18 protein-coding genes are annotated in these 18,561 nt (G+C 65.4%); 6 read left to right on the top strand and 12 right to left on the bottom strand.

Annotation, left to right across the window (positions count from 1 at the left end; translation table 11 throughout):
* The first annotated feature begins 8 nt into the window (after window positions 1–8).
* From METLW3_RS0104230 to METLW3_RS0104210, 4 genes are all read left to right on the top strand, one after another.
* Window positions 9–1,742: a DUF6270 domain-containing protein gene (locus tag METLW3_RS0104230; RefSeq protein WP_157516514.1), complete on the top strand. Its 1,734-nt coding sequence runs from the start codon at window positions 9–11 to the stop codon at window positions 1,740–1,742.
* Window positions 1,743–1,917: 175 nt separating this feature from the next.
* Window positions 1,918–2,187, top strand: a complete 270-nt coding sequence (gene rpsO, locus METLW3_RS0104225; protein WP_018266720.1) for a 30S ribosomal protein S15 — start codon at window positions 1,918–1,920, stop codon at window positions 2,185–2,187.
* Window positions 2,188–2,577: 390 nt separating this feature from the next.
* Window positions 2,578–4,722 (top strand): polyribonucleotide nucleotidyltransferase, encoded by a 2,145-nt coding sequence (gene pnp, locus METLW3_RS0104215; RefSeq protein ID WP_024878741.1) that lies wholly within the window; start codon window positions 2,578–2,580, stop codon window positions 4,720–4,722.
* A gap of 233 nt (window positions 4,723–4,955) precedes the next feature.
* Window positions 4,956–5,525: a hypothetical protein gene (locus METLW3_RS0104210; protein WP_024878740.1), complete on the top strand. Its 570-nt coding sequence runs from the start codon at window positions 4,956–4,958 to the stop codon at window positions 5,523–5,525.
* 96 nt (window positions 5,526–5,621) lie between these two features.
* On the opposite strand, the gene METLW3_RS28075 is transcribed toward METLW3_RS0104210, so the two are convergent.
* Window positions 5,622–6,098, bottom strand: a complete 477-nt coding sequence (locus METLW3_RS28075; RefSeq protein ID WP_157096062.1) for a hypothetical protein — start codon at window positions 6,096–6,098, stop codon at window positions 5,622–5,624.
* Window positions 6,099–6,248: 150 nt separating this feature from the next.
* Here METLW3_RS28075 and METLW3_RS0104200 point away from each other — a divergent pair, with 150 nt between their 5' ends.
* Both METLW3_RS0104200 and hisG read left to right on the top strand, forming a co-directional pair.
* Entirely contained in the window at window positions 6,249–7,388 is a 1,140-nt protein-coding gene (locus METLW3_RS0104200) for an ATP phosphoribosyltransferase regulatory subunit (protein WP_024878738.1), read from the top strand.
* Window positions 7,385–8,359: an ATP phosphoribosyltransferase gene (hisG, locus tag METLW3_RS0104195; RefSeq protein ID WP_024878737.1), complete on the top strand. Its 975-nt coding sequence runs from the start codon at window positions 7,385–7,387 to the stop codon at window positions 8,357–8,359. The genes METLW3_RS0104200 and hisG overlap by 4 nt, the downstream gene beginning before the upstream one ends.
* Before the next feature lie 429 nt (window positions 8,360–8,788).
* Here hisG and METLW3_RS0104190 read toward each other — a convergent pair whose 3' ends face one another.
* From METLW3_RS0104190 to coxB, 11 genes are all read right to left on the bottom strand, one after another.
* Window positions 8,789–9,568 carry a WecB/TagA/CpsF family glycosyltransferase gene (locus METLW3_RS0104190; RefSeq protein ID WP_024878736.1) on the bottom strand — a complete coding sequence of 260 codons (780 nt, stop codon included), beginning with the start codon at window positions 9,566–9,568 and terminating at the stop codon, window positions 8,789–8,791.
* A gap of 151 nt (window positions 9,569–9,719) precedes the next feature.
* Complete coding sequence (locus tag METLW3_RS0104185) at window positions 9,720–10,319, bottom strand: GNAT family protein (RefSeq protein ID WP_024878735.1); 600 nt, start codon at window positions 10,317–10,319, stop codon at window positions 9,720–9,722.
* Between the two features lie 10 nt (window positions 10,320–10,329).
* Window positions 10,330–11,742 carry a threonine synthase gene (thrC, locus tag METLW3_RS0104180; RefSeq protein ID WP_024878734.1) on the bottom strand — a complete coding sequence of 471 codons (1,413 nt, stop codon included), beginning with the start codon at window positions 11,740–11,742 and terminating at the stop codon, window positions 10,330–10,332.
* Between the two features lie 95 nt (window positions 11,743–11,837).
* The gene (locus METLW3_RS0104175) at window positions 11,838–12,566 is read right to left on the bottom strand and encodes an SURF1 family protein (protein ID WP_024878733.1); all 729 of its coding nucleotides are present in this window, start codon (window positions 12,564–12,566) and stop codon (window positions 11,838–11,840) included.
* On the bottom strand, window positions 12,556–12,936 hold the full coding sequence (locus METLW3_RS0104170; protein ID WP_024878732.1) for a DUF983 domain-containing protein: 381 nt from the start codon (window positions 12,934–12,936) through the stop codon (window positions 12,556–12,558). The genes METLW3_RS0104175 and METLW3_RS0104170 overlap by 11 nt, the downstream gene beginning before the upstream one ends.
* Window positions 12,937–13,041: 105 nt before the next feature.
* Entirely contained in the window at window positions 13,042–13,905 is an 864-nt protein-coding gene (locus tag METLW3_RS0104165; protein WP_024878731.1) for a cytochrome c oxidase subunit 3, read from the bottom strand.
* Between the two features lie 107 nt (window positions 13,906–14,012).
* Window positions 14,013–14,606: a cytochrome c oxidase assembly protein gene (locus tag METLW3_RS0104160; RefSeq protein ID WP_024878730.1), complete on the bottom strand. Its 594-nt coding sequence runs from the start codon at window positions 14,604–14,606 to the stop codon at window positions 14,013–14,015.
* A 7-nt stretch (window positions 14,607–14,613) separates the two neighbouring features.
* Window positions 14,614–14,799 carry a hypothetical protein gene (locus tag METLW3_RS0104155; protein WP_024878729.1) on the bottom strand — a complete coding sequence of 62 codons (186 nt, stop codon included), beginning with the start codon at window positions 14,797–14,799 and terminating at the stop codon, window positions 14,614–14,616.
* Between the two features lie 12 nt (window positions 14,800–14,811).
* Window positions 14,812–15,750: a heme o synthase gene (locus METLW3_RS0104150; RefSeq protein ID WP_024878728.1), complete on the bottom strand. Its 939-nt coding sequence runs from the start codon at window positions 15,748–15,750 to the stop codon at window positions 14,812–14,814.
* A 154-nt stretch (window positions 15,751–15,904) separates the two neighbouring features.
* Window positions 15,905–17,572, bottom strand: a complete 1,668-nt coding sequence (ctaD, locus tag METLW3_RS0104145; protein ID WP_024878727.1) for a cytochrome c oxidase subunit I — start codon at window positions 17,570–17,572, stop codon at window positions 15,905–15,907.
* Between the two features lie 55 nt (window positions 17,573–17,627).
* On the bottom strand, window positions 17,628–18,506 hold the full coding sequence (gene coxB / locus METLW3_RS0104140; RefSeq protein ID WP_024878726.1) for a cytochrome c oxidase subunit II: 879 nt from the start codon (window positions 18,504–18,506) through the stop codon (window positions 17,628–17,630).
* Window positions 18,507–18,561: the final 55 nt, after the last annotated feature.

Genomic DNA, 18,561 nt, shown 5'->3' with positions numbered 1-18,561 from the left:
AGCTGACAATGGCGAAAAAGCACAATTCGGGTAAAAACATCAGCGTTGTTGCAAGAGAAAGCTCTGAGTTCCCTGCCGAGAAGGCCTATGTCGAGGATCGCCGCAAGAGCTTTATAACATTGGGCGGCTGCTCTACTTATGAGAGCGGTCTCCGGCTGAATGAAGGTCTTTTCCGATCGCGCGGACATTTGTGGCGCCGCCCGACGATCGCGCTAGTCGCCGATCCGATCGAGAAGATCGATTCGCGCTTCTCCTGCCTGCCGCCGGAATTCCTGACCTATCTCGTCAATGACGCGAAAAAGCTGCATCTGCCGAATCTTCTGGAGATGGACGCAGAGCTGCTGATCTTCGACTTGACGCGCGATCTGCGCAGCGGCGTCGTCGCTCTGAGCGAGACGCAATTCGTCATCGATCCGCTCGAGGGCGTCCATATTCTCGAGGGCCTGACGCCCGAGACGATGAATCAGGACGTCTTCGACAAGGTCTTCAAAGGCGGCGAGCGCATTTCCTTCCACGCCAATTGGGCGCGGTTCTTCCCGCTGTGGAAGCGCGCCTTCGCGCGATCGATCGAGATTTTGTCGCGGAAATTCTCGCGCCTCGTGCTGCTCGAGCATTATTTCACCTGCAAGGTGAATGGCGTCCCCTACACCTATGACTTCGCGCCCGGAGCCGCGGAGATGGCGAATGTCGCGCTCGAGAAAATGTATGATTTCGCGCGCAGCTTCGACAATATCTCCTTCATCTCGCTGCCGCGGAAGCTGTTCATCACCGGCCGCGAGGCGCCCTGGGGCGGACCGAGCGACACGCATTACTTGCCAGAGGTCTATCTTCTCTACGCCGAGAAGACCGCGCAGCTGCTCTTCCCCGAACGCGAGGACGGCAGCCGCGCCATCATCGATCAGCTCTTCCTCCGGGCGGCGGAGCGCGATGATCTGATCGTGCAAATTCAGGCCCTCACCGAGGAGCGCGACCGGCTGGCGACCGACAACGCCGCTTTCGCCGCCGCGCGCGACGCCGCGCTGGAGGAACGAGACGAGATGCGCGCGCGGCTCGAAGGCGCGGCCGACGATACGCTCACGCCCCGCGACGATCATGCCCCCGCCACAGCGGAGAATGACGCCGATTTCGTCGAGTGTGAGAGCGCGACGATCGAGACGAGAGTGATCAGAGCCGAGCGCGACGCCGCCCTTGCCGAAAAGGCCGCGGCTGTCGCCGAGCGCGCTCTCGCGCTCTATGAGAGAGAGGCGATGCGAAGGGAGCGCGACGCCGCCGTCGCGGACCGTGATCGCATCCTCGGCGAAAATGCCGCCATGGCCGCCGAATGGAGCAAGGAAGCTCACGAGAAGGAGGCGATGCGGGCCGAGCGCGACGCGGCCATTGCGAACGCCGAGGCCTTTGCGGCGGACCGCGATCGCATCATGGGCGAAAACGCCGCCATGGCCGCCGAATGGAGCAAGGAGGCGCATGAGAAGGAGGCGATGCGCGCGGAGCGCGACCAAGCCGTCGCCGACGCCCACGCCTTTGCGGCCGATCGCGATCGCGTCCTGGCCGAAAGCACCGCCTTGCTCGTCGAGCGCGATCGGGCGTCCGGCGAGATCGACGAGATCATCGCCCAGCTCGAGGCCGCTCTCGCGCATAGCGAGGAGCTCGCCGCCGAGCGCGACCGCCTCGCCGCCGAGAAAGCCGCGCTCATCTCTGAGCGCGACGACGCCCGCGGAGCGAGCCTCGTCGACGCCCAGTGACGCCGCGAGAGGCCCGGCGGAGAGGGCTCTCTATCCTTCCCTCCCTTTTCTGCTATAAGCCCCTCGCGCGCCCGGTTTTCCGGGCGGCTCCGCTCGCGGCGACCCTCGCTGGACGACATCCCGGCCCCGGCCGCGGCCTGCGGACCCACACCAGAAAACGAAAAGGACCTCACCGATGTCGATCACTGCGGAGCGCAAGCAGGCGCTCATCAAGGAATATGCGACCAAGCCGGACGACACCGGCTCGCCGGAAGTGCAGGTGGCGATCCTCACCGAGCGCATCACCAATCTGACCGGGCATTTCAAGACCCATGTGAAGGACAATCATTCGCGTCGCGGTCTCTTGAAGCTCGTGTCGCAGCGTCGCCAGCTGCTCGACTATGTGAAGTCGAGAGACGAGCCGCGCTATCGCTCCATCATCGAGCGTCTCGGCATTCGTCGCTGAGTTCACGCCCGCTCGCGGGACGAGCCTCGAAAGAGGCCGAGAGAAAGCGAGATCGCGGTCCGCCGCGATTTCGCGTATGAAAAAACGGTTCGGCCGAACGATTCGGCCGCTTCATTGCCGGAAGGGATGCGCGAAAGGGCGGCCCTTCCAACGTTCGGCGGGCGGCATGGGGCCGCGCCGCCGGCCCTCGGCAGATCGTCAGGGCAGGATCGTCATGGCAGGATCGCCGGACGCTGAGGCGAGGATCTTTTGAAGCTTTCGCGGCTTCGCATCTTCGAAAATCCCCGCCCCACAGCCTCTCGCCGTCTTGCCCATGACGCCTCGCTCGCCCATGACGCCTCGCCCAGCCGACGCGCATCATGGCGCGTCATGAGAGAAAGACGAAAAGACATGTTCCAGATCCATCGCGAAGAGCTCGACTGGGCGGGTCGCAAGCTGATCCTCGAGACCGGCAAGATCGCCCGCCAGGCGGACGGCGCCGTTTTCGCCAGCTGGGGCGAGACCACTGTGCTCGCGACCGTCGTCTCGGCCAAGGCGCCCAAGCCCGGCCAGGACTTCTTCCCGCTGACCGTGAACTACCAGGAGAAAGCCTTCGCCGCCGGCCGCATTCCGGGCGGCTATTTCAAGCGCGAAGGCCGCCCGAGCGAGCGCGAGACGCTGGTCTCCCGCCTCATCGACCGCCCGATCCGCCCGCTGTTCCCCGACGGCTATCGCAATGACACGCAGGTCATCGTGACCGTGCTGAGCCATGATCTCGAGAATGACCCGGATATTCTCGCCATGGTCGCGGCCTCGGCGGCGCTGACGCTCTCCGGCATTCCCTTCATGGGGCCGATCGGCGGCGCCCGCGTCGGCTATATCAACGGCCAGCTCAAGCTCAATCCGACGATCGAGGAGATGAAGCTCTCGGCGCTCGACCTCGTCGTCGCCGGCACGTCGGACGCCGTGCTGATGGTGGAATCGGAGGCGCAGGAGCTCTCCGAGGATCTGATGCTCGAGGCGGTGATGACTGGCCATCGCGGCTTCCAGCCGGTGATCGACGCGATCATCCGCCTCGCCGAGCGCGCCGCCAAGGATCCGCGCGACCTCAATGTTGTCGACAAGACCGAGGTCGACGCCGCCGTCGACGCCATCGCCGAGGCCGAGCTGCGCGCCGCGTATAAGATCACGGTGAAGCAGGATCGCTACGCCGCGGTGGACGCAGTGAAGGCCAAGGTCTTCGCCGGCCTGCTGCCGGAAGGCGGCGAGGCGAAATTCTCCAAGGAGCATGTCGCCGAGGCCTTCCACGATCTGCAGGCCAAGGTCGTGCGCTGGAACATTCTCGACGACGGCATTCGCATCGACGGCCGCGACGTGAAGACGGTGCGCCCGATCGTCGCCGAGGTGGGCGTGCTGCCGCGCGCGCATGGCTCGGCCCTGTTCACCCGCGGCGAAACGCAGGCGCTGGTCGTCGCCACGCTCGGCACCGGCGAGGACGAGCAATTCGTCGACTCGCTCGAGGGGACCTATAAGGAGCGCTTCCTGCTCCACTATAACTTCCCTCCCTACTCCGTCGGCGAGACGGGCCGCATGGGCTCGCCCGGCCGCCGCGAGATCGGCCATGGCAAGCTCGCCTGGCGCGCCATCCGCCCGATGCTGCCGGCGGCCGCTGAATTCCCCTACACGCTGCGCGTCGTCTCGGAGATCACCGAGTCCAACGGCTCCTCGTCCATGGCCACTGTCTGCGGCTCCTCGCTGGCGCTGATGGACGCGGGCGTGCCGCTGAAGAAGCCGACGGCGGGCATCGCCATGGGCCTCATCCTCGAGGGTGAGCGCTTCGCGGTTCTCTCCGACATTCTCGGCGACGAGGACCATCTCGGCGACATGGACTTCAAGGTGGCGGGCACGTCGGACGGCGTCACCTCGCTGCAGATGGACATCAAGATCGCCGGCATCACCGAGGAGATCATGCGCGTCGCGCTCGCCCAGGCGCGCGACGGCCGTCTGCACATCCTCGGCGAGATGTCCAAGGCGCTCACCACCTCGCGCGCCGAGCTCGGCGAGTTCGCGCCGCGCATCGAGACGCTGAAGATCGCCACCGACAAGATCCGCGAAGTGATCGGCACCGGCGGCAAGGTCATTCGCGAGATCGTCGAGAAGACCGGCGCCAAGATCAATATCGAGGACGACGGCACGGTGAAGGTCGCCTCCTCCGACGGCAACTCCATCAAGGCGGCGATCAATTGGATCAAGTCGATCGCCTCCGATCCGGAGGTCGGCCAGATCTATGAGGGAACCGTGGTGAAGACCGCCGATTTCGGCGCCTTCGTCAATTTCTTCGGCGCCAAGGACGGCCTCGTTCACATCTCGCAGCTCTCCAAGCAGCGCGTGAACAAGACCACCGATGTGGTGAAGGAAGGCGACAAGGTGAAGGTGAAGCTGCTCGGCTTCGACGATCGCGGCAAGGTGCGCCTCTCCATGCGCGTCGTCGATCAGCAGACCGGCGAAGACCTCGAGGCCAAGGAAAAGGCCGAGGCGGCTAACGCCGGCGAGTGACACGACAGATGGGGCTCGCCCGGCGCGGACCCTCATCCGACCCGGCTGCGCCGGGCCACCTTCTCCCGCAAGCGGGAGAAGGAAGCGCCTTTTTCTTCGAGTAGGCGCGATATCGAAAAAGCGGGCGCCGCGTTCGACGCCGCACCCCTTCTCCCGCTCGCGGGAGAATATGGCCCCGCGAAGCGGGGTCGGATGAGGGCGCCTCGCGATCCGTTTCGCAGGAACTTTTTCCAATGCGATTGCATCTCGCTTTTCTCGCCGCCCTTCTCCTCGCCGCCTCCCCCCTCGTCGCCGAGACCGCGCCGCTCGAGCGCATTCTCTCCGCGACGCCGATCTATCTCTCCGATGGCGGCGGCCGTGATCTCGCCGTGCTCGTCGACAATCTCGACACTGGCGCCGATCTCTATGTCTATCTCGGGCTCGATCAGGACGCTCTGCGCGCCGGCGCCAAGCCTGCCTTCGTCAAGAAGAACGTCGCCTGGAATGGCGGCATGGCCGGCCAGCGGCCTTCGCTGGCGGTGAGCGACAAGGGCTCGCTGCTGATCAAATCCGAGAATGATTCGATCGGCCGCGACCGCTGGAGCGAGACTTTGACGGTGATCCGCCGCAATGGCGCGCTCATCGTCGCCGGCTTCACCTATGCGGCGCGCGACACGATCGACCCCAACGCCGGCGGGACCTGCGACCTCAATTTCCTCGCAGGCAAGGGAACGCGCAACGGCAAGAAGGTGGAGATAAAGGCGCAGACCATTTCCCTCGCCGATTGGTCGGAGGACAAGCTTCCGAAAGAGTGCAAATTCTAGAGCCGACCCCTATCGCCTCGCTCCATTTGCGAAGGCCGAGCGTGAAGGCCAAACATGCTCGTCGACGAGAAATACTTTGCTCCGAAAACGCCGGCCTCAGTCATCGCCGTGGGCGATGCTTTCGAAGCGCTGCTGATTCGGTCGATGCTCGAAAGCCTCGGCGCGGCTGTGCTCTTGCACCTCGTCGGGACGCCGGAAGATTTCCTGCTCACGCTCGAGCGGAAAGAACATGATCCGAAACTCGTCGTCATCTGCGGACACGGTGACGAAAACGGCTTGGTGTTCGGCGATTATGGCGATGGCGTAGACGTCGGCGCGCTCGTCGACGGCTCGCTGCCGGCGGCCGCCATCGCAAAGCGCGCTCGAATGCCGGGAGCGATCGTCGTCAGCACGGCCTGCCTGTCCGGCGATGCGGCTTTTGCGAAGGCCTTCCTCGAAGCGGGCGCCGCCGCCTATATCGCGCCAGCGGACTGTCCCGACGCCTCGGACGCCGCGCTCTTCGTTCACTATTTGCTTCATTCTCTGCTGAGGCGAGGCCTGTCCCCGGAACGGGCCTTCGACCGAGCGCGCCACGCCGATCCGGCCTTAGACATGTTCCGGCTGCACAAGCCCTGATCCGAGGCGGCTGAACCGCCGCCCGCTTCGTTCACCCTCCCTCCGGAAAGCGGATGCGAATTTCATCCGCCCTTGCTAAGGAAGGACCGCAAAAGAGGGACTAAAGGCGTGAACGAGGCGGCGAAAACCGATTTTTCGAGCGGCGACGCTCTCGGCGCAATATTGGCGTCGTTTCAGCGCGCGGGCTTTACCCGCTGCGAGCCGAAGATATTGCAGCCGGCCGGCGTTTTCCTCGACCGCTCGGGCGAGGATTTCCGCGGCCGTCTCTATCTGACCAGCGACGCCGCCGGCGACGACGTCTGCCTGCGGCCGGAATATACGATCCCCGTCTGCCTCGCCTATCTCGCTTCGGCCACGGCGGGCGCGCCGGCCTCCTTCGCCTATGGCGGCACTGTGTTCCGCTTCCCCGCCGAGGGCGAGACGGGCAGCGGCGAGCTGTTGCAGGCCGGGCTCGAGAGCTTCGGCCGCGACGATCGCGAGGCCGCCGACGCCGAGATTCTCGCCGCCGCTCTGGAGGCCGCCTCCTCGGCCGACGGCGGCGCGCTGCATGTGGAGACCGGCGACGCCGGCCTCGTCTCCACCTTTCTGGATCGGCTCGACCTGCCGCCCGCCTGGCGCCGGCGTCTCGAGACGGGACACGCCCGCGGCGAGTCGCTCTCTGAGATTTTCGCCCCGCCCGCCAATGGCAAGGAGCACGCCGGCGTGCTCGCCGCGCTCGAGAAGGTGGACGCCAAGGAGGCGCGCGCGCTCGTCGAGGATCTTCTGTCCATCGCTGGAATTTCGCCGGTCGGCGGCCGCAGCGCCGGGGAGATCGCCGAGCGCTTTCTGGATCAGGCCGCCCTCGCCGGCGGCGCCGGAGTGAGCGCCGAGACGCATGCACTGGTCGACGCCTTTTTTTCCGTGCAGGGGCAGATCGACGAGGCCTCCGCCGCGCTGCGCAAGCTCGCGAAGGACGTCTCGCTCGATCTGACCGCGGCGCTCGACTCGCTCGACACGCGCTCCGGCTTTCTCGCGGCGCGCGGCGTCGATCTCGATCGCGTGCGCTTCTCCGCGAGCTTCGCCCGGAGGCTCGATTATTACTCGGGCTTCGTCTTCGAGGCGCGGCGCGAGCCCGCCGGCCCGGCGCTCATCGGCGGCGGGCGCTACGACCGCCTGCTGAAGACGCTGGGCGCGAAACAGGACATCCCCGCTGTCGGCGCGGCCATATGGGTCGATCGGCTGACGGCGCGCAAAGGAAGCGCGGCATGACCGCAACGACGACCGACAGACTCATCGTCGCCGTTCCCTCCAAGGGCCGGCTGCAGGAGAACGCCAACGCCTTTTTCGCCCGCGCGGGCATAGAGGTGACACAGGGGCGCGGGGCGCGCGACTATCGCGGCCAGTTGGCCGGAGTGGAGGACGCCGAGGCGGCCTTTCTCTCCGCCTCCGAGATCACCTCGCGGCTCGCCAGCGGCGACGTCCATCTCGGCGTGACCGGCGAAGACCTCGTGCGCGAAACGATTCCCGATGCGGCGAGCAAGGTGGAGATTTTGGCGCCGCTCGGCTTCGGCAAGGCCAATGTGGTTGTCGCCGTTCCGCAGGCCTGGATCGACGTGCGGACCATGGCCGATCTCGCCGATGTCTCGGCCGGCTTTCGCGCGCGCCATGGCCGCGGGCTGCGCGTCGCCACCAAATATATTCACACGACGCGGCGTTTCTTCGCCAAGCACGCCATCGGCGATTATCGCATCGTCGAGAGCTCCGGCGCCACGGAAGGCGCGCCGGCGGCGGGCTCCGCCGATCTCATCGTGGACATCACCACCACGGGCGCGACGCTCGTCGCCAATGCGCTGAAGACTTTGGACGATGGCGTGATCCTGCGCTCGCAGGCCAATCTCGTCGCCTCGCTTTCCGCGCCCTGGACGCCGCGGGCGCGGGAGGCGGCCCGCATCATCCTCTCGCGCATAGCGGCCGAGGAGCAAGCGCGCACGACGCGCGAAATTCGCGCCCGTCTGACGCTGGACGAGGCGCTGCTCGCCGAGGCGGCGGAGAAATATTCCGTGGAGCTGCGCGAGCGCGGCGAAGGCGGCTTCGTCACCTTCTCCGCCCCGGCGGATGGCGCGCCGCAATTCGCCGATTGGCTGATCGCCAAAGGCGCGCGCACCGTGACGAGCGCCAGACTGGATTATGTGTTCAGCGCGGAAAACGCGCTGTGGAGCCGGTTGCAAGGGCGGATTTGATCGGGGTTTGGCCTGATACGTTTTCCCGCTGATCGCTTCGCATTACGATCGAGAACTCGCCCCGCGTCATTGCGAGCGAAGCGAAGCAATCCAGAGTTGCGGGGCGGCTACTGGATTGCTTCGTCGCTACGCTCCTCGCAATGACGCGAACCGATTATCCGGATTGTCATGAGGAGCCGGCGTCTCGAAGGGTCGTCGAAGCGCCGCCCGCTGGAGCATCCTTCGAGGCTTTTTGCGTTCCGCAAAAAGCGCCTCAGGATGAGGGGACTGAATTTCGGGCTTTTCCCATTTTGAGAATTCGCCGATGATCGGCGTCGTCCCCGGCGCTGGCGGAGTGGCGCGACGCGCCGGGGACCCAAAGCCGAACTCGTTACACTGCGGCTTCGGACGCCCGCCGGCTTCGACGCGCCGGCGGATGTGCGAGGACTGTCAATGCGTGTGGCGCAATAGCAGCAGCAACGCGATCGGATTGGTCGTCACATAGCGCAAGAACAGCCGGCGCGGCTCGAGCCGAAGACGGAAGGCCCATTCGAGCCCCGCCTTCTGCATCCACATCGGGGCGCGCTTCTTGGCGCCGGCCACGAAATCGAACAGGCCCCCAGATGTCTTGATCACTTTGACGTTTCGAAGGCGATCGCTCCATTTTCGCACGAATTCCTGCTCGCGCGGCACGCCCAGCGCCAGCCAGACGATATCGGGCGCCAGCTCGTCGATCTCGTCGATCTTGCGCTCCAGCTCCTCGCCGGTGAGATAGCCATGCGAGCGGCCGACGATGCGCAGGCCTGGAAAGCGGCGCATTGTGACCTCATAGGTCGCGCGATTGATCTCTTCCGTCGCGCCATAGAGGTAGAAGGTGACGCCCTCCCGCGCGGCCATTTCGGCGACGAGCGGATAGAGATCGGTGGTGGCGACGCGCTCCGGCAGCGCCCGCGCGCCCAGCAGGCGCGAGGCGAAGACGAACGGTTGGCCGTCGGCGCTGATGAGATCGGCCTCGTCGACGAGCTCGGCGAATTCGCGGCTGGCGCGGCGACGCGCCAGCACCTCGCCATTGACGGAGGTGAGATAGAGCGGCCCATTCTCCCGCGCGGGGCGGAGAGCCGCCTCGATCATCAGCCGCGCGGTCGCCGCGAGATCGAGCCGAGCGACGCGAACGCCGCCAACAGTGACCTCCTCGATGTCCCGGAACGCCGGTTTACGCTGGAACGCCATGAATACGCTACCCTTTTTTCGCCTGCCGTCCCGTTTCGAAACGTGGTCGGCAATGTCGAAGGGTAGGCTGAGAGATACGTGCCAGACAGAATCGGGGCTGTTCTGTGCGGATTCGAAACGGGATGACGGACGGAACTTCGGTCCTGTCCGCTCAAAGCGGCCGGCGGGCCGGCGAGGGATCGCTGTCCAGCCGCGCGAAGAGCAGATGGTCGCGCCATTGGCCGTTGATGTTGAGATAGGCCCGCGCGAAGCCCTCCTGATGGAAGCCATTGCGCTCCAGCAGCCGAATGGAGGCGGCGTTGGACGGCAGGCACGCGGCCTCGACGCGATGCAGGCGCTGGCGGCTGAAGGCGTAATCCAGCGCCGCACGCACGGCGCGGGACATATAGCCCTTGCCGGCATAGGGCTCGCCCATCCAATAGCCGAGCGTCGCCGCCTGGGAGACGCCGCGCCGCACATGGCCGAGCGTCAGGCCGCCGACGAGAACATCGTCCGCCTCGCGGAAGACGAAGAAGGAATAGGCCTCGTCGCGCGCCATCTCCTCGGCGTGGCGGCGCACGCGATAGCGAAAGCTCCCGCGGGTGAGATCATCGGAGGGCCAGGTCGGCTCCCAGGGCGTCAGAAAGGCGCGGCTTCGCTCGCGCAAAGACGCCCAGGCGACGAAATCCCGCATCTCCGAGCTGCGCAGATAGACGCCCTCCCCGCGCAGCGGCAGATCACGATAGGCGGGAACGAGGCCGAAGAGCGCCATGGCAACCCTCTCAGACCGTGGCGCGCGCCGCGCGGGCGCGCTCGGAAATGAAGGCCGCGACCTTGCCGGAATCATTGTCGAGCACGGTGAAACGCTCGCGCGCGCCCTGAATATGCGCGAGATGCTCGGGCAGCAGCGGGCGCTTGCCGATGGCGCGCTCCACCGCATCCGGGAATTTCGCCGGATGGGCGGTGGCGAGCGAGACGATCGGCGTCGCGGGATCGATCGTGAGGCGTTTTCTCGCCGCATGAACGCCGGTGGCGGCGTGCGGATCGAGAATATAGCCGGTCTCGCGATAGGTGCGGGCGATCTCTTCCGTCGTGTCGGCCTCATAGGCCGCGCTGGCCTCGAATTCCGCGCGGATCGCTTCGAGCGGCGCGGGAGCGACGGTAAAGCCCTTGGATTGATCCAGCGCGCCCATCAGCCCGCGAATCTGCACGGCGTCGCGACCATAGACGTCGAACAGCAGACGCTCGAAATTGGACGAGATCTGAATATCCATCGATGGCGATTGCGTCGGCGTCACGCCGCGCAGCTCATAGCGCCCGCTCGCCAGCGTGCGCGCGAGAATATCGTTGGAATTGGTGCCGATGACGAGCTTGCCGACCGGCAAGCCCATGCGCTTGGCCACATAGCCCGCCAGCACATCGCCGAAATTGCCAGTAGGCACCGCGAAGCTCACCTCGCGATGCGGCGCGCCGAGCGCGACGGCGCTCGTGAAATAATAGGCCGTCTGCGCGACGACGCGCGCCCAATTGATGGAATTGACGCCGGCGAGCCCGACGCTCTCGCGGAAGCGCGCGTCGCGGAACAACGATTTCAGAATCGATTGCGCATCGTCGAAGGAGCCGCGCAGCGCAATGGTGTGGATGTTGGCGGCCTCGACCGTCGTCATCTGCCGGCGCTGCACATCCGAGACCCGCTCATGCGGATAGAGGATGAAGACATCGACCCGATCGAGCCCCGCAAAGGCCTCGATCGCCGCCGCGCCGGTGTCGCCCGATGTGGCGCCGACGATTGTCGCGCGCAGATCGCGGCGGGCGAGGACGGCGTCCATCATGCGCCCGAGCAATTGCATGGCGACGTCCTTGAACGCCAGCGTCGGGCCATGGAACAGCTCGAGGACGAAGAGATTATCGGCGATCTGCGTCAGCGGCGCGATGGCGCTGTGACGGAAGCTCGAATAGGCGCTCTGCGTCAGCGCGCGCAGCGCCTCGCCGTCGAAGGCCTCGCCGAGGAAAGGCGCGATGATGCGCGCGCTGGCCTCGGCGTAGGGAAGGCCGGCGAGAGAAGCAATATCGCCGCGCGCCATCGCCGGATAGGAGACGGGCGCATAGAGCCCGCCGTCGGAGGCGAGGCCGGCGAGGAGAACGTCTTCGAAGGCGAGCTCTGGAGCTTCGCCGCGTGTGGAAATGTAGCGCACGGCGTCTCTTCTAACCCGCGAAGGCCGCGCCGGCAAAGTCCGAAGGCGCCGAAATCGTCGTGAGATTCGGCGCCGCTCGAGAATGAGCGGCCGCGTCAGCGCTGCTTCAGCCGGCCCGTCGCGTAGAAGGCGAAGCCTCCGGCGACCGCCGCGGACAGCGAGAACCAGGTGATGGCGTAGGAGAGATGATTATTGGAAAGCTCGATATTGTGATCATAGACGCGCGGCAGGCCGGGCGTCGGCGCCGCGGGATCGAGCTCCAGCAGAAAGGGCGAGGCGTCGGCGATCTGCAGATATGCGGCGAGCGCGCGCGCGTCGCCGGTGTAGAACAGCCCCTCCTGCGGCGAATCGGCCGGCGTGAAGAGATTGCGCGCCTGCGGGCCGCGCAGCAGGCCGGTGAGCGTGACGGGACCGGAGGGCTCGCGCTTGCGCGTCTCGTCGCCGCGCTGCGATAGCGGCAGAAAGCCGCGATCGACCAGGATCGCGCCGCCTTCGTCGAGCAGCAGAGGCGCGATCACCCGATAGCCCGGCTCCACCCCCGCGCCGGAGGGCGGCGGCGAGAAGATCAACGCCTCGCGCGAAAGATCGAAATGGCCGGACGCTCGGACATGGGTGAAATCATAGTCCTGCGGCGCGAGAGCATCCCATTGCGCGCGAGGCGGCGGCGCGACGGGCGCGGCCGTCGCGCGCGTCTCGACGCGCTCGATCAGCGCCTCTTTCCAGGCGAGGCGACGCAGCTGCCACACGCCGAGCCCGGCGAGCAGCGCCGCCATGACGAGCGAAAAGATCGCCGGCCCGAGAAGGGCGCGCGCTTCAGCTCTCATCGGCGCGCTGCCCCTCCTCCGCCTTGTTGAAATATTGCAGCGCGATCAAGAGGCTCTTGGCCGGCCGCAGCAGGCCGGCGCAGACGATGACCGTCAGCGGCAGGAAGATCAGCCCATGCACCCAATAGGGCGGCGAATAGGCGACCTCGACATAGAGCGCCGCGCCGACGACGATGAAGCCGGCGATGGTCATCACGAAGACGGCCGGCCCGTCGCCCGAATCGGCGAAGGCGAGATCGAGACCGCAGACCTCGCAGCTCGGCGCGAGCGTGAGGAAGCCGCGAAACAAATGTCCTTTGCCGCAACGCGGGCAGCGGCCGAGCAGGCCGGCGACATAAGGATTGACGGTGGAGTGTTCGTCCGCGGCCATGATTTTCCTATCCCTTTTGCGAGGGCGAGAGATCGACGAAACGAAAAAAGCGCCGACGACCCCGCCGGCGCTTCTCTCGAGGAAGCCGAGATGGGCTCGTCCTGGTCACTCCATATGGCCGCCCCAGTTGCCCCACACATAGATGGAGGCGAACAGGAACAGCCAAACGACGTCGACGAAATGCCAATACCACGCGGCGAACTCGAAGCCGAGATGCTGATCCGGCTTGAACTGGCCGGCGAGCGTGCGCGCGAGGCAGACGATGAGGAAGATGGAGCCGACGATCACATGGAAGCCGTGAAAGCCGGTCGCCATGAAAAAGCTCGCGCCATAGATCGAGCCTTTGAAGGCGAAGGGCGCATGGGCGTATTCATAGGCCTGGACGCAGGTGAAGATCAGGCCGAGCGCGATCGTGGCGATGAGGCCCTTCTTCAGCGCGTCGCGATTGTTGTGCAGCAGGCCGTGATGCGCATAGGTGAGCGTCGCGCCGGAGGTGAGCAGGATCACCGTGTTCAGCAGCGGCAGATGCCAGGGATTGAGCACCTCGATCCCATGCGGCGGCCACACGCCCTGGAACAGCTCGGTGCGGGCGAACTGCTGCGGATCGGCCGGGAAGATCGCCGAGTTGAAGAAGGCCCAGAACCAGGCGACGAAGAACATCACCTCGGAGAGGATGAAGAGGATCACGCCATAGCGGTGATGCAGCTGCACGACCGCGGTGTGATGGCCCTCATGTTCGGCCTCGCGGATGATGTCGCTCCACCAGGACCACATGGTGAAGAGAATGCCGGCGAATCCGACGCTGAACAGCAGCGGGCCGCCGATCTTCACGCCCAGCAGCGGCAGGCCCTTCATCCAATAGATGGCGCCGATCGCGGTGAACAGCGCGGCGAGCGAGCCGACGAGCGGCCACGGGCTCGGATCGACGAGATGATAATCGTGATTTGGTTTCGCGTGTCCGTCCGACATATCAGTATCCTCGAGATTTCGCCGGCCGGGCCGGTCTCGTTCACAGGGCTCCATTCGCTCGAGTGGTTCGCCCCGCCGCGGACGCCCCCCGTCGCATTCTTTTTACGTCACGTCTTCGGCTTTACGCCGCTCGCCGCCTCCTTGGGCTTTGCTTCCTTGGGCTTTTTGGAGGCGAAGAAGGAATAGGAGAGCGTGATTTCCTCGACGTGGCGCATCGTCTCATCGGCTTCGAGCGCCGGATCGAGGAAGAACACCACCGGCCATTCGGCGCTCTCATGCGGCGCGAGCTTCTGCTCCGAGAAGCAGAAACAGGCCAGCTTGTCGAAATAGGCGCCGGCCTGATCCGGGCTGACATTGTATGCAGCGACGCCGCTCGTCTCCTGGTCGGAGAGATTGACGACCTTGTAATAGATTGTCGCGGTCTCGCCGGTGCGCACCACGATGCGAGGCGTCTCCGGCTCGAAGCGCCAGGGCAGATCGCGCGCGACATTGGCGTCGAAGCGCACGCCGATGCTGCGCTCGCCGGGCTTGGCCGGCGCGAGCTTGGCGACCTGCGTCGTGCCGCCGAAGCCGGTGGCCGAGCAGAAGGCGCGATAGAGCGGGACCGAGGCGAAGGACAGAATCAGCATGGCCACGGAACCGCCGATCAGCAGCAAGGCGCCCCTGCCGGCGTGGCCTCTCTCTTTATGATCCGCGCCCATCACGACCTCACCCGGCCCGCGGCACGACGTTGCCGCCGAGCTTCACTATGGTGACGAAATAGAAGAGCGCCACGAACAGGGCGACGGCGACGCCGATCGCTATGTTGCGGGCGCGGCGGCTCTTCGCCTGTTCCGGCGTGAGGACCACGCCCTCGCGCGGCTCGGATGTGTCTTCGGGTCGGCCGATCGTCATGGGTTGCTCCGCTCAAGCGAGCCAGGACGAGAGGGCGAGAAGCCTCTCGATCACCAGAACCATGAACAATAGGGACAAATAGACGATGGAGAAGAAGAAGAGGCGCATCGCCGCGCGGCGCGCCTTCTCGCCCTCGCGGCGCAGATAGACCTCGATGGCGCAGCCGAACAGCGCCGCGCCGAGCAGCAGCGAGACGACGCCATAAACCGGCGAGGCGAAGCCGAGCAGATAGGGCGCGACGCCGATGGGCGCGAGCACGATGGAATAGACGAGGATCTCGAGGCGGGTGCGCGTCTCGCCATGCACATTGGGCAGCATGGGAATGCCGGCGGCGCCATATTCCTCGCGCTTGACCAGGGCAAGCGCCCAGAAATGCGGCGGCGTCCACATGAAGATGATGCCGAAGAGAATGACGCTGGAGAGATCGACGGCGCCGGTCGCAGCGGCGAAGCCGACGACGGGCGGCAGCGCGCCGGCCGCGCCGCCGATGACGATGTTCATCGGCGTCGAGCGCTTCAGCCACATCGTATAGACGACGACATAGAAGAAGATGGTGAAGGCGAGCAGGCCGGCGGCCAGCCAATTGGCGACCAGGCCGAGCGTGAACACCGCCATTATGGAGAGGAAGAGGCCGAAGGCGAGCGCCTCCTCGCGGCCGAGACGGCCAGCGGGAATGGGCCGGCGGCGCGTGCGCGTCATCAGCCGGTCGATATCGGCGTCGTACCACATGTTGAGAGCGCCGGACGCGCCCGCGCCGACGGCGATGGCCAGCAGCGAGGCGAAGGCGATGAAAGGATGCGGAGCAGTCGGCGCCAGCAGAATGCCGGCGAGCGCCGTGAACACGACGAGCGACATCACGCGCGGCTTCAGCAGAGCGAAATAATCGCCCGGCGCGGCGACGGGCGCGCGCGGGGCCGAAGCTTCGTCGAGGATGAAGGAGGCGTCGCTCATGCTCTCACTCTTTTATTGGCGATCGTTCTCGTTCTCGATCTTTCGACGATCGTCTTGCACAGATCGTTCCGAAGGTCTCGCGGGGCTCTCGTCCCGGGAGAAGAGCCGGATCGCTCCGGCCGCGACAGCTTGCGCCGCGGCCGGAGGAATTGCCTCAGTGGTGGCCCGAGCCGGTGATGCGCGGCAGGGTCTCGAACTGATGGAAGGGCGGCGGCGAGGGCAGCGTCCACTCGAGCGTCGTCGCGCCCACGCCCCAGGGATTATTGCCCGCCTCACGCTTGCGCAGGAAGGCCTCCGCGACCGTGTAGAAGAAGAGCAGGACGCTGACCGCGGCGATGGCGGCGCCGACCGACGACCAATAGTTCCACAGCGCGAACGCGTCCGGATAGTCGATATAGCGGCGCGGCATGCCGGCGAGGCCGAGGAAGTGCTGCGGGAAGAAGACGAGATTGATGCCGACGAAGAGCAGCAGGAAATGCGCCTTCGACAGAGTCTCGTTGTACATGTAGCCCGTCATCTTCGGGAACCAGTAGTAGAAGCCCGCGAAGACTCCGAACACCGCGCCGAGCGACATGGTGTAGTGGAAGTGGGCGACGACGTAATAGGTCTCGTGCAGCTGACGGTCGGCGGAAGCGTTGGCCAGCACGACGCCGGTGACGCCGCCGAGCGTGAACACGAAGATGAAGCCGATCGCCCACCACATCGGCGCGCGGAAGGAGATCGAGCCGCCCCACATGGTCGCGATCCAAGAGAAGATCTTGATGCCGGTCGGCACCGCGATGACCATTGTGGCGAAGACGAAATAGCGCTGCGCGTTGAGCGACAGGCCGACCGTATACATGTGGTGCGCCCACACGATGCAGCCGAGGAAGCCGATCGACACCATGGCGTAGGCCATACCGAGATAGCCGAACACGGGCTTGCGCGAGAAGGTGGAGACGATGTGGCTGATGATGCCGAAGGCCGGCAGGATCAGAACATAGACTTCCGGATGGCCGAAGAACCAGAACAGATGCTGGAACAGGATCGGATCGCCGCCGCCCGCCGGATCATAGAAGGTGGTGCCGAAGTTGCGGTCCGTCAGCAGCATGGTGATGGCGCCGGCGAGCACGGGCAGGGTCAGCACCAGCAGGAAGGCCGTCACCAGCATGCCCCAGGCGAACAGCGGCATCTTGTGCAGCGTCATGCCCGGCGCGCGCATGTTGAAAATGGTGGTGATGAAGTTGATCGAGCCGAGGATCGACGAGGCGCCGGCCAGATGCAGCGACAGGATCACATAATCCATCGCCGGCCCGGGGTGGCCCGTGTTGGACGACAGAGGCGGATAGAACACCCAGCCGCCGCCGAAGCCGAGCGAGCCCGGAGCGCCCTCCGCGAAGGTCGACAGCACCACCAGCACCAGCGCCACGGCGAGCAGCCAGAAGGAGATGTTGTTGAGACGCGGGAAGGCCATGTCCGGCGCGCCGATCATGATCGGCACGAACCAATTGGCGAAGCCGCCCATCAGCGCCGGCATGACGAAGAAGAAGATCATCAGCACGCCATGGGCGGTGATGAACACATTGTAGAGATTCTTGGCCGCGTCGAGATTGGTCGGGTCGGTCCCGTGCAGCAGCGCGGAAATGCCCGGGAACACCGAGATGCCAGGATGCGCGAGCTCGGCGCGAATGGCCATGGACATCAGGAAGCCGATGAGGCCGCCGACGACGGCGAGGATCAAATAGAGCGTGCCGATGTCTTTATGGTTGGTCGAGAAGAGAAAGCGGCGCAGGCCGGTGGGATGGTCGTGGTGGGCCCCCGCCTCGGTCGAGATGGCGTCCATGGTCGTGATCCTCGAAGAATGCTTGGCTTTTGTTCGGTTGGGCGATGCGAGAAGGTCAGCGCGCGGCGCTCTCGTCGGCGACGCGCATGCGCCCGACGTCGGCCTGGGCGAACTTCTTCTTCGCCTCGACCAGCCATTCGGCGTATTTCTCCTTGGAGACGACGCGGATGGCGGCCGGCATGAACGCATGATCCTTGCCGCAGATCTTCGAGCACTGGCCGTAGAAAATGCCTTCCTTCTCGGCCTTGAACCACGTCTCGTTCAGGCGGCCGGGCACTGCGTCGATGCGGACGGTGAAGGCCGGAATCGTGTAGGAGTGGATCACGTCGGAGGCGATCACCTGCAGCTTGACGACCTCGCCGACCGGCACCACCGCCTCATTGTCGACCGAGAGCAGGCGGACATCGCCATTCTCGGGCTTCAGCTCGGCGTCGGACTTCAGGAACTGGTCGAAGGAGAAGCCACCGCCCTGATCCTCGGGATAGGCGTAGGACCAGTACCATTGATTGCCAGTGACCTTGATCGTCACCTTCGGCTCGGGAATCTCGACCTGATGCGCCAGCAGGCGGAAGGAGGGGATGGCGATGAACACCAGGATCAGCACCGGAACCAGCGTCCAGGCGACCTCGAGGCCGGTGTGATGGGTGAGCTTGGAGGGAACCGGATTGGCGTTCTCGTTGAAGCGCCAGCAGACGTAAATGAGAAGGCCGAGAACGAAGAGACCGATGAAGCTGATAATGGGCAGCAGAATGACATTGTAGAAAAACTGCGTCTCGGCGCCCACTTCCGTCACCGTCGTCGGAAGACCGAGACCTCCCGGCGAGGGCTGGCCGATCACCTCGGCGGATGCGACGCCCGCGAGCAGGAGCAGGGAGGATACGGCGCCGGCCATCAAGGCCGCGCGGCGGAGTGTGGGTCGTCTGCCGATGAGCATGAAGATCGCCTCTCGGACCTCAGGAACAAGGTCGTTATGATTTTGTTATCCGGTA

Origin of the sequence: Methylosinus sp. LW3 (assembly GCF_000527115.1) — a bacterium.
In the GTDB taxonomy this organism is placed as follows: Bacteria; Pseudomonadota; Alphaproteobacteria; order Rhizobiales; family Beijerinckiaceae; genus Methylosinus.
Note: the sequence above shows the minus strand (reverse complement) of the source record. Positions and strands in the feature narration are given on the sequence as shown.

What these genes read in the sequence shown, in the direction of transcription:
- hisG (WP_024878737.1), top strand. Translation starts at nt 7,385, where the DNA reads ATGACCGCAACGACGACCGACAGACTCATCGTCGCCGTTCCCTCCAAG.
- coxB (WP_024878726.1), bottom strand. Translation starts at nt 18,506, where the DNA reads ATGCTCATCGGCAGACGACCCACACTCCGCCGCGCGGCCTTGATGGCC.
- METLW3_RS0104165 (WP_024878731.1), bottom strand. Translation starts at nt 13,905, where the DNA reads ATGTCGGACGGACACGCGAAACCAAATCACGATTATCATCTCGTCGAT.
- pnp (WP_024878741.1), top strand. Translation starts at nt 2,578, where the DNA reads ATGTTCCAGATCCATCGCGAAGAGCTCGACTGGGCGGGTCGCAAGCTG.
- METLW3_RS0104150 (WP_024878728.1), bottom strand. Translation starts at nt 15,750, where the DNA reads ATGAGCGACGCCTCCTTCATCCTCGACGAAGCTTCGGCCCCGCGCGCG.
- METLW3_RS0104170 (WP_024878732.1), bottom strand. Translation starts at nt 12,936, where the DNA reads ATGGCCGCGGACGAACACTCCACCGTCAATCCTTATGTCGCCGGCCTG.
- METLW3_RS0104185 (WP_024878735.1), bottom strand. Translation starts at nt 10,319, where the DNA reads ATGGCGCTCTTCGGCCTCGTTCCCGCCTATCGTGATCTGCCGCTGCGC.
- ctaD (WP_024878727.1), bottom strand. Translation starts at nt 17,572, where the DNA reads ATGGACGCCATCTCGACCGAGGCGGGGGCCCACCACGACCATCCCACC.
- METLW3_RS0104175 (WP_024878733.1), bottom strand. Translation starts at nt 12,566, where the DNA reads ATGAGAGCTGAAGCGCGCGCCCTTCTCGGGCCGGCGATCTTTTCGCTC.
- rpsO (WP_018266720.1), top strand. Translation starts at nt 1,918, where the DNA reads ATGTCGATCACTGCGGAGCGCAAGCAGGCGCTCATCAAGGAATATGCG.
- METLW3_RS0104210 (WP_024878740.1), top strand. Translation starts at nt 4,956, where the DNA reads ATGCGATTGCATCTCGCTTTTCTCGCCGCCCTTCTCCTCGCCGCCTCC.
- METLW3_RS0104230 (WP_157516514.1), top strand. Translation starts at nt 9, where the DNA reads ATGGCGAAAAAGCACAATTCGGGTAAAAACATCAGCGTTGTTGCAAGA.
- METLW3_RS0104190 (WP_024878736.1), bottom strand. Translation starts at nt 9,568, where the DNA reads ATGGCGTTCCAGCGTAAACCGGCGTTCCGGGACATCGAGGAGGTCACT.
- METLW3_RS0104155 (WP_024878729.1), bottom strand. Translation starts at nt 14,799, where the DNA reads ATGACGATCGGCCGACCCGAAGACACATCCGAGCCGCGCGAGGGCGTG.
- METLW3_RS0104160 (WP_024878730.1), bottom strand. Translation starts at nt 14,606, where the DNA reads ATGGGCGCGGATCATAAAGAGAGAGGCCACGCCGGCAGGGGCGCCTTG.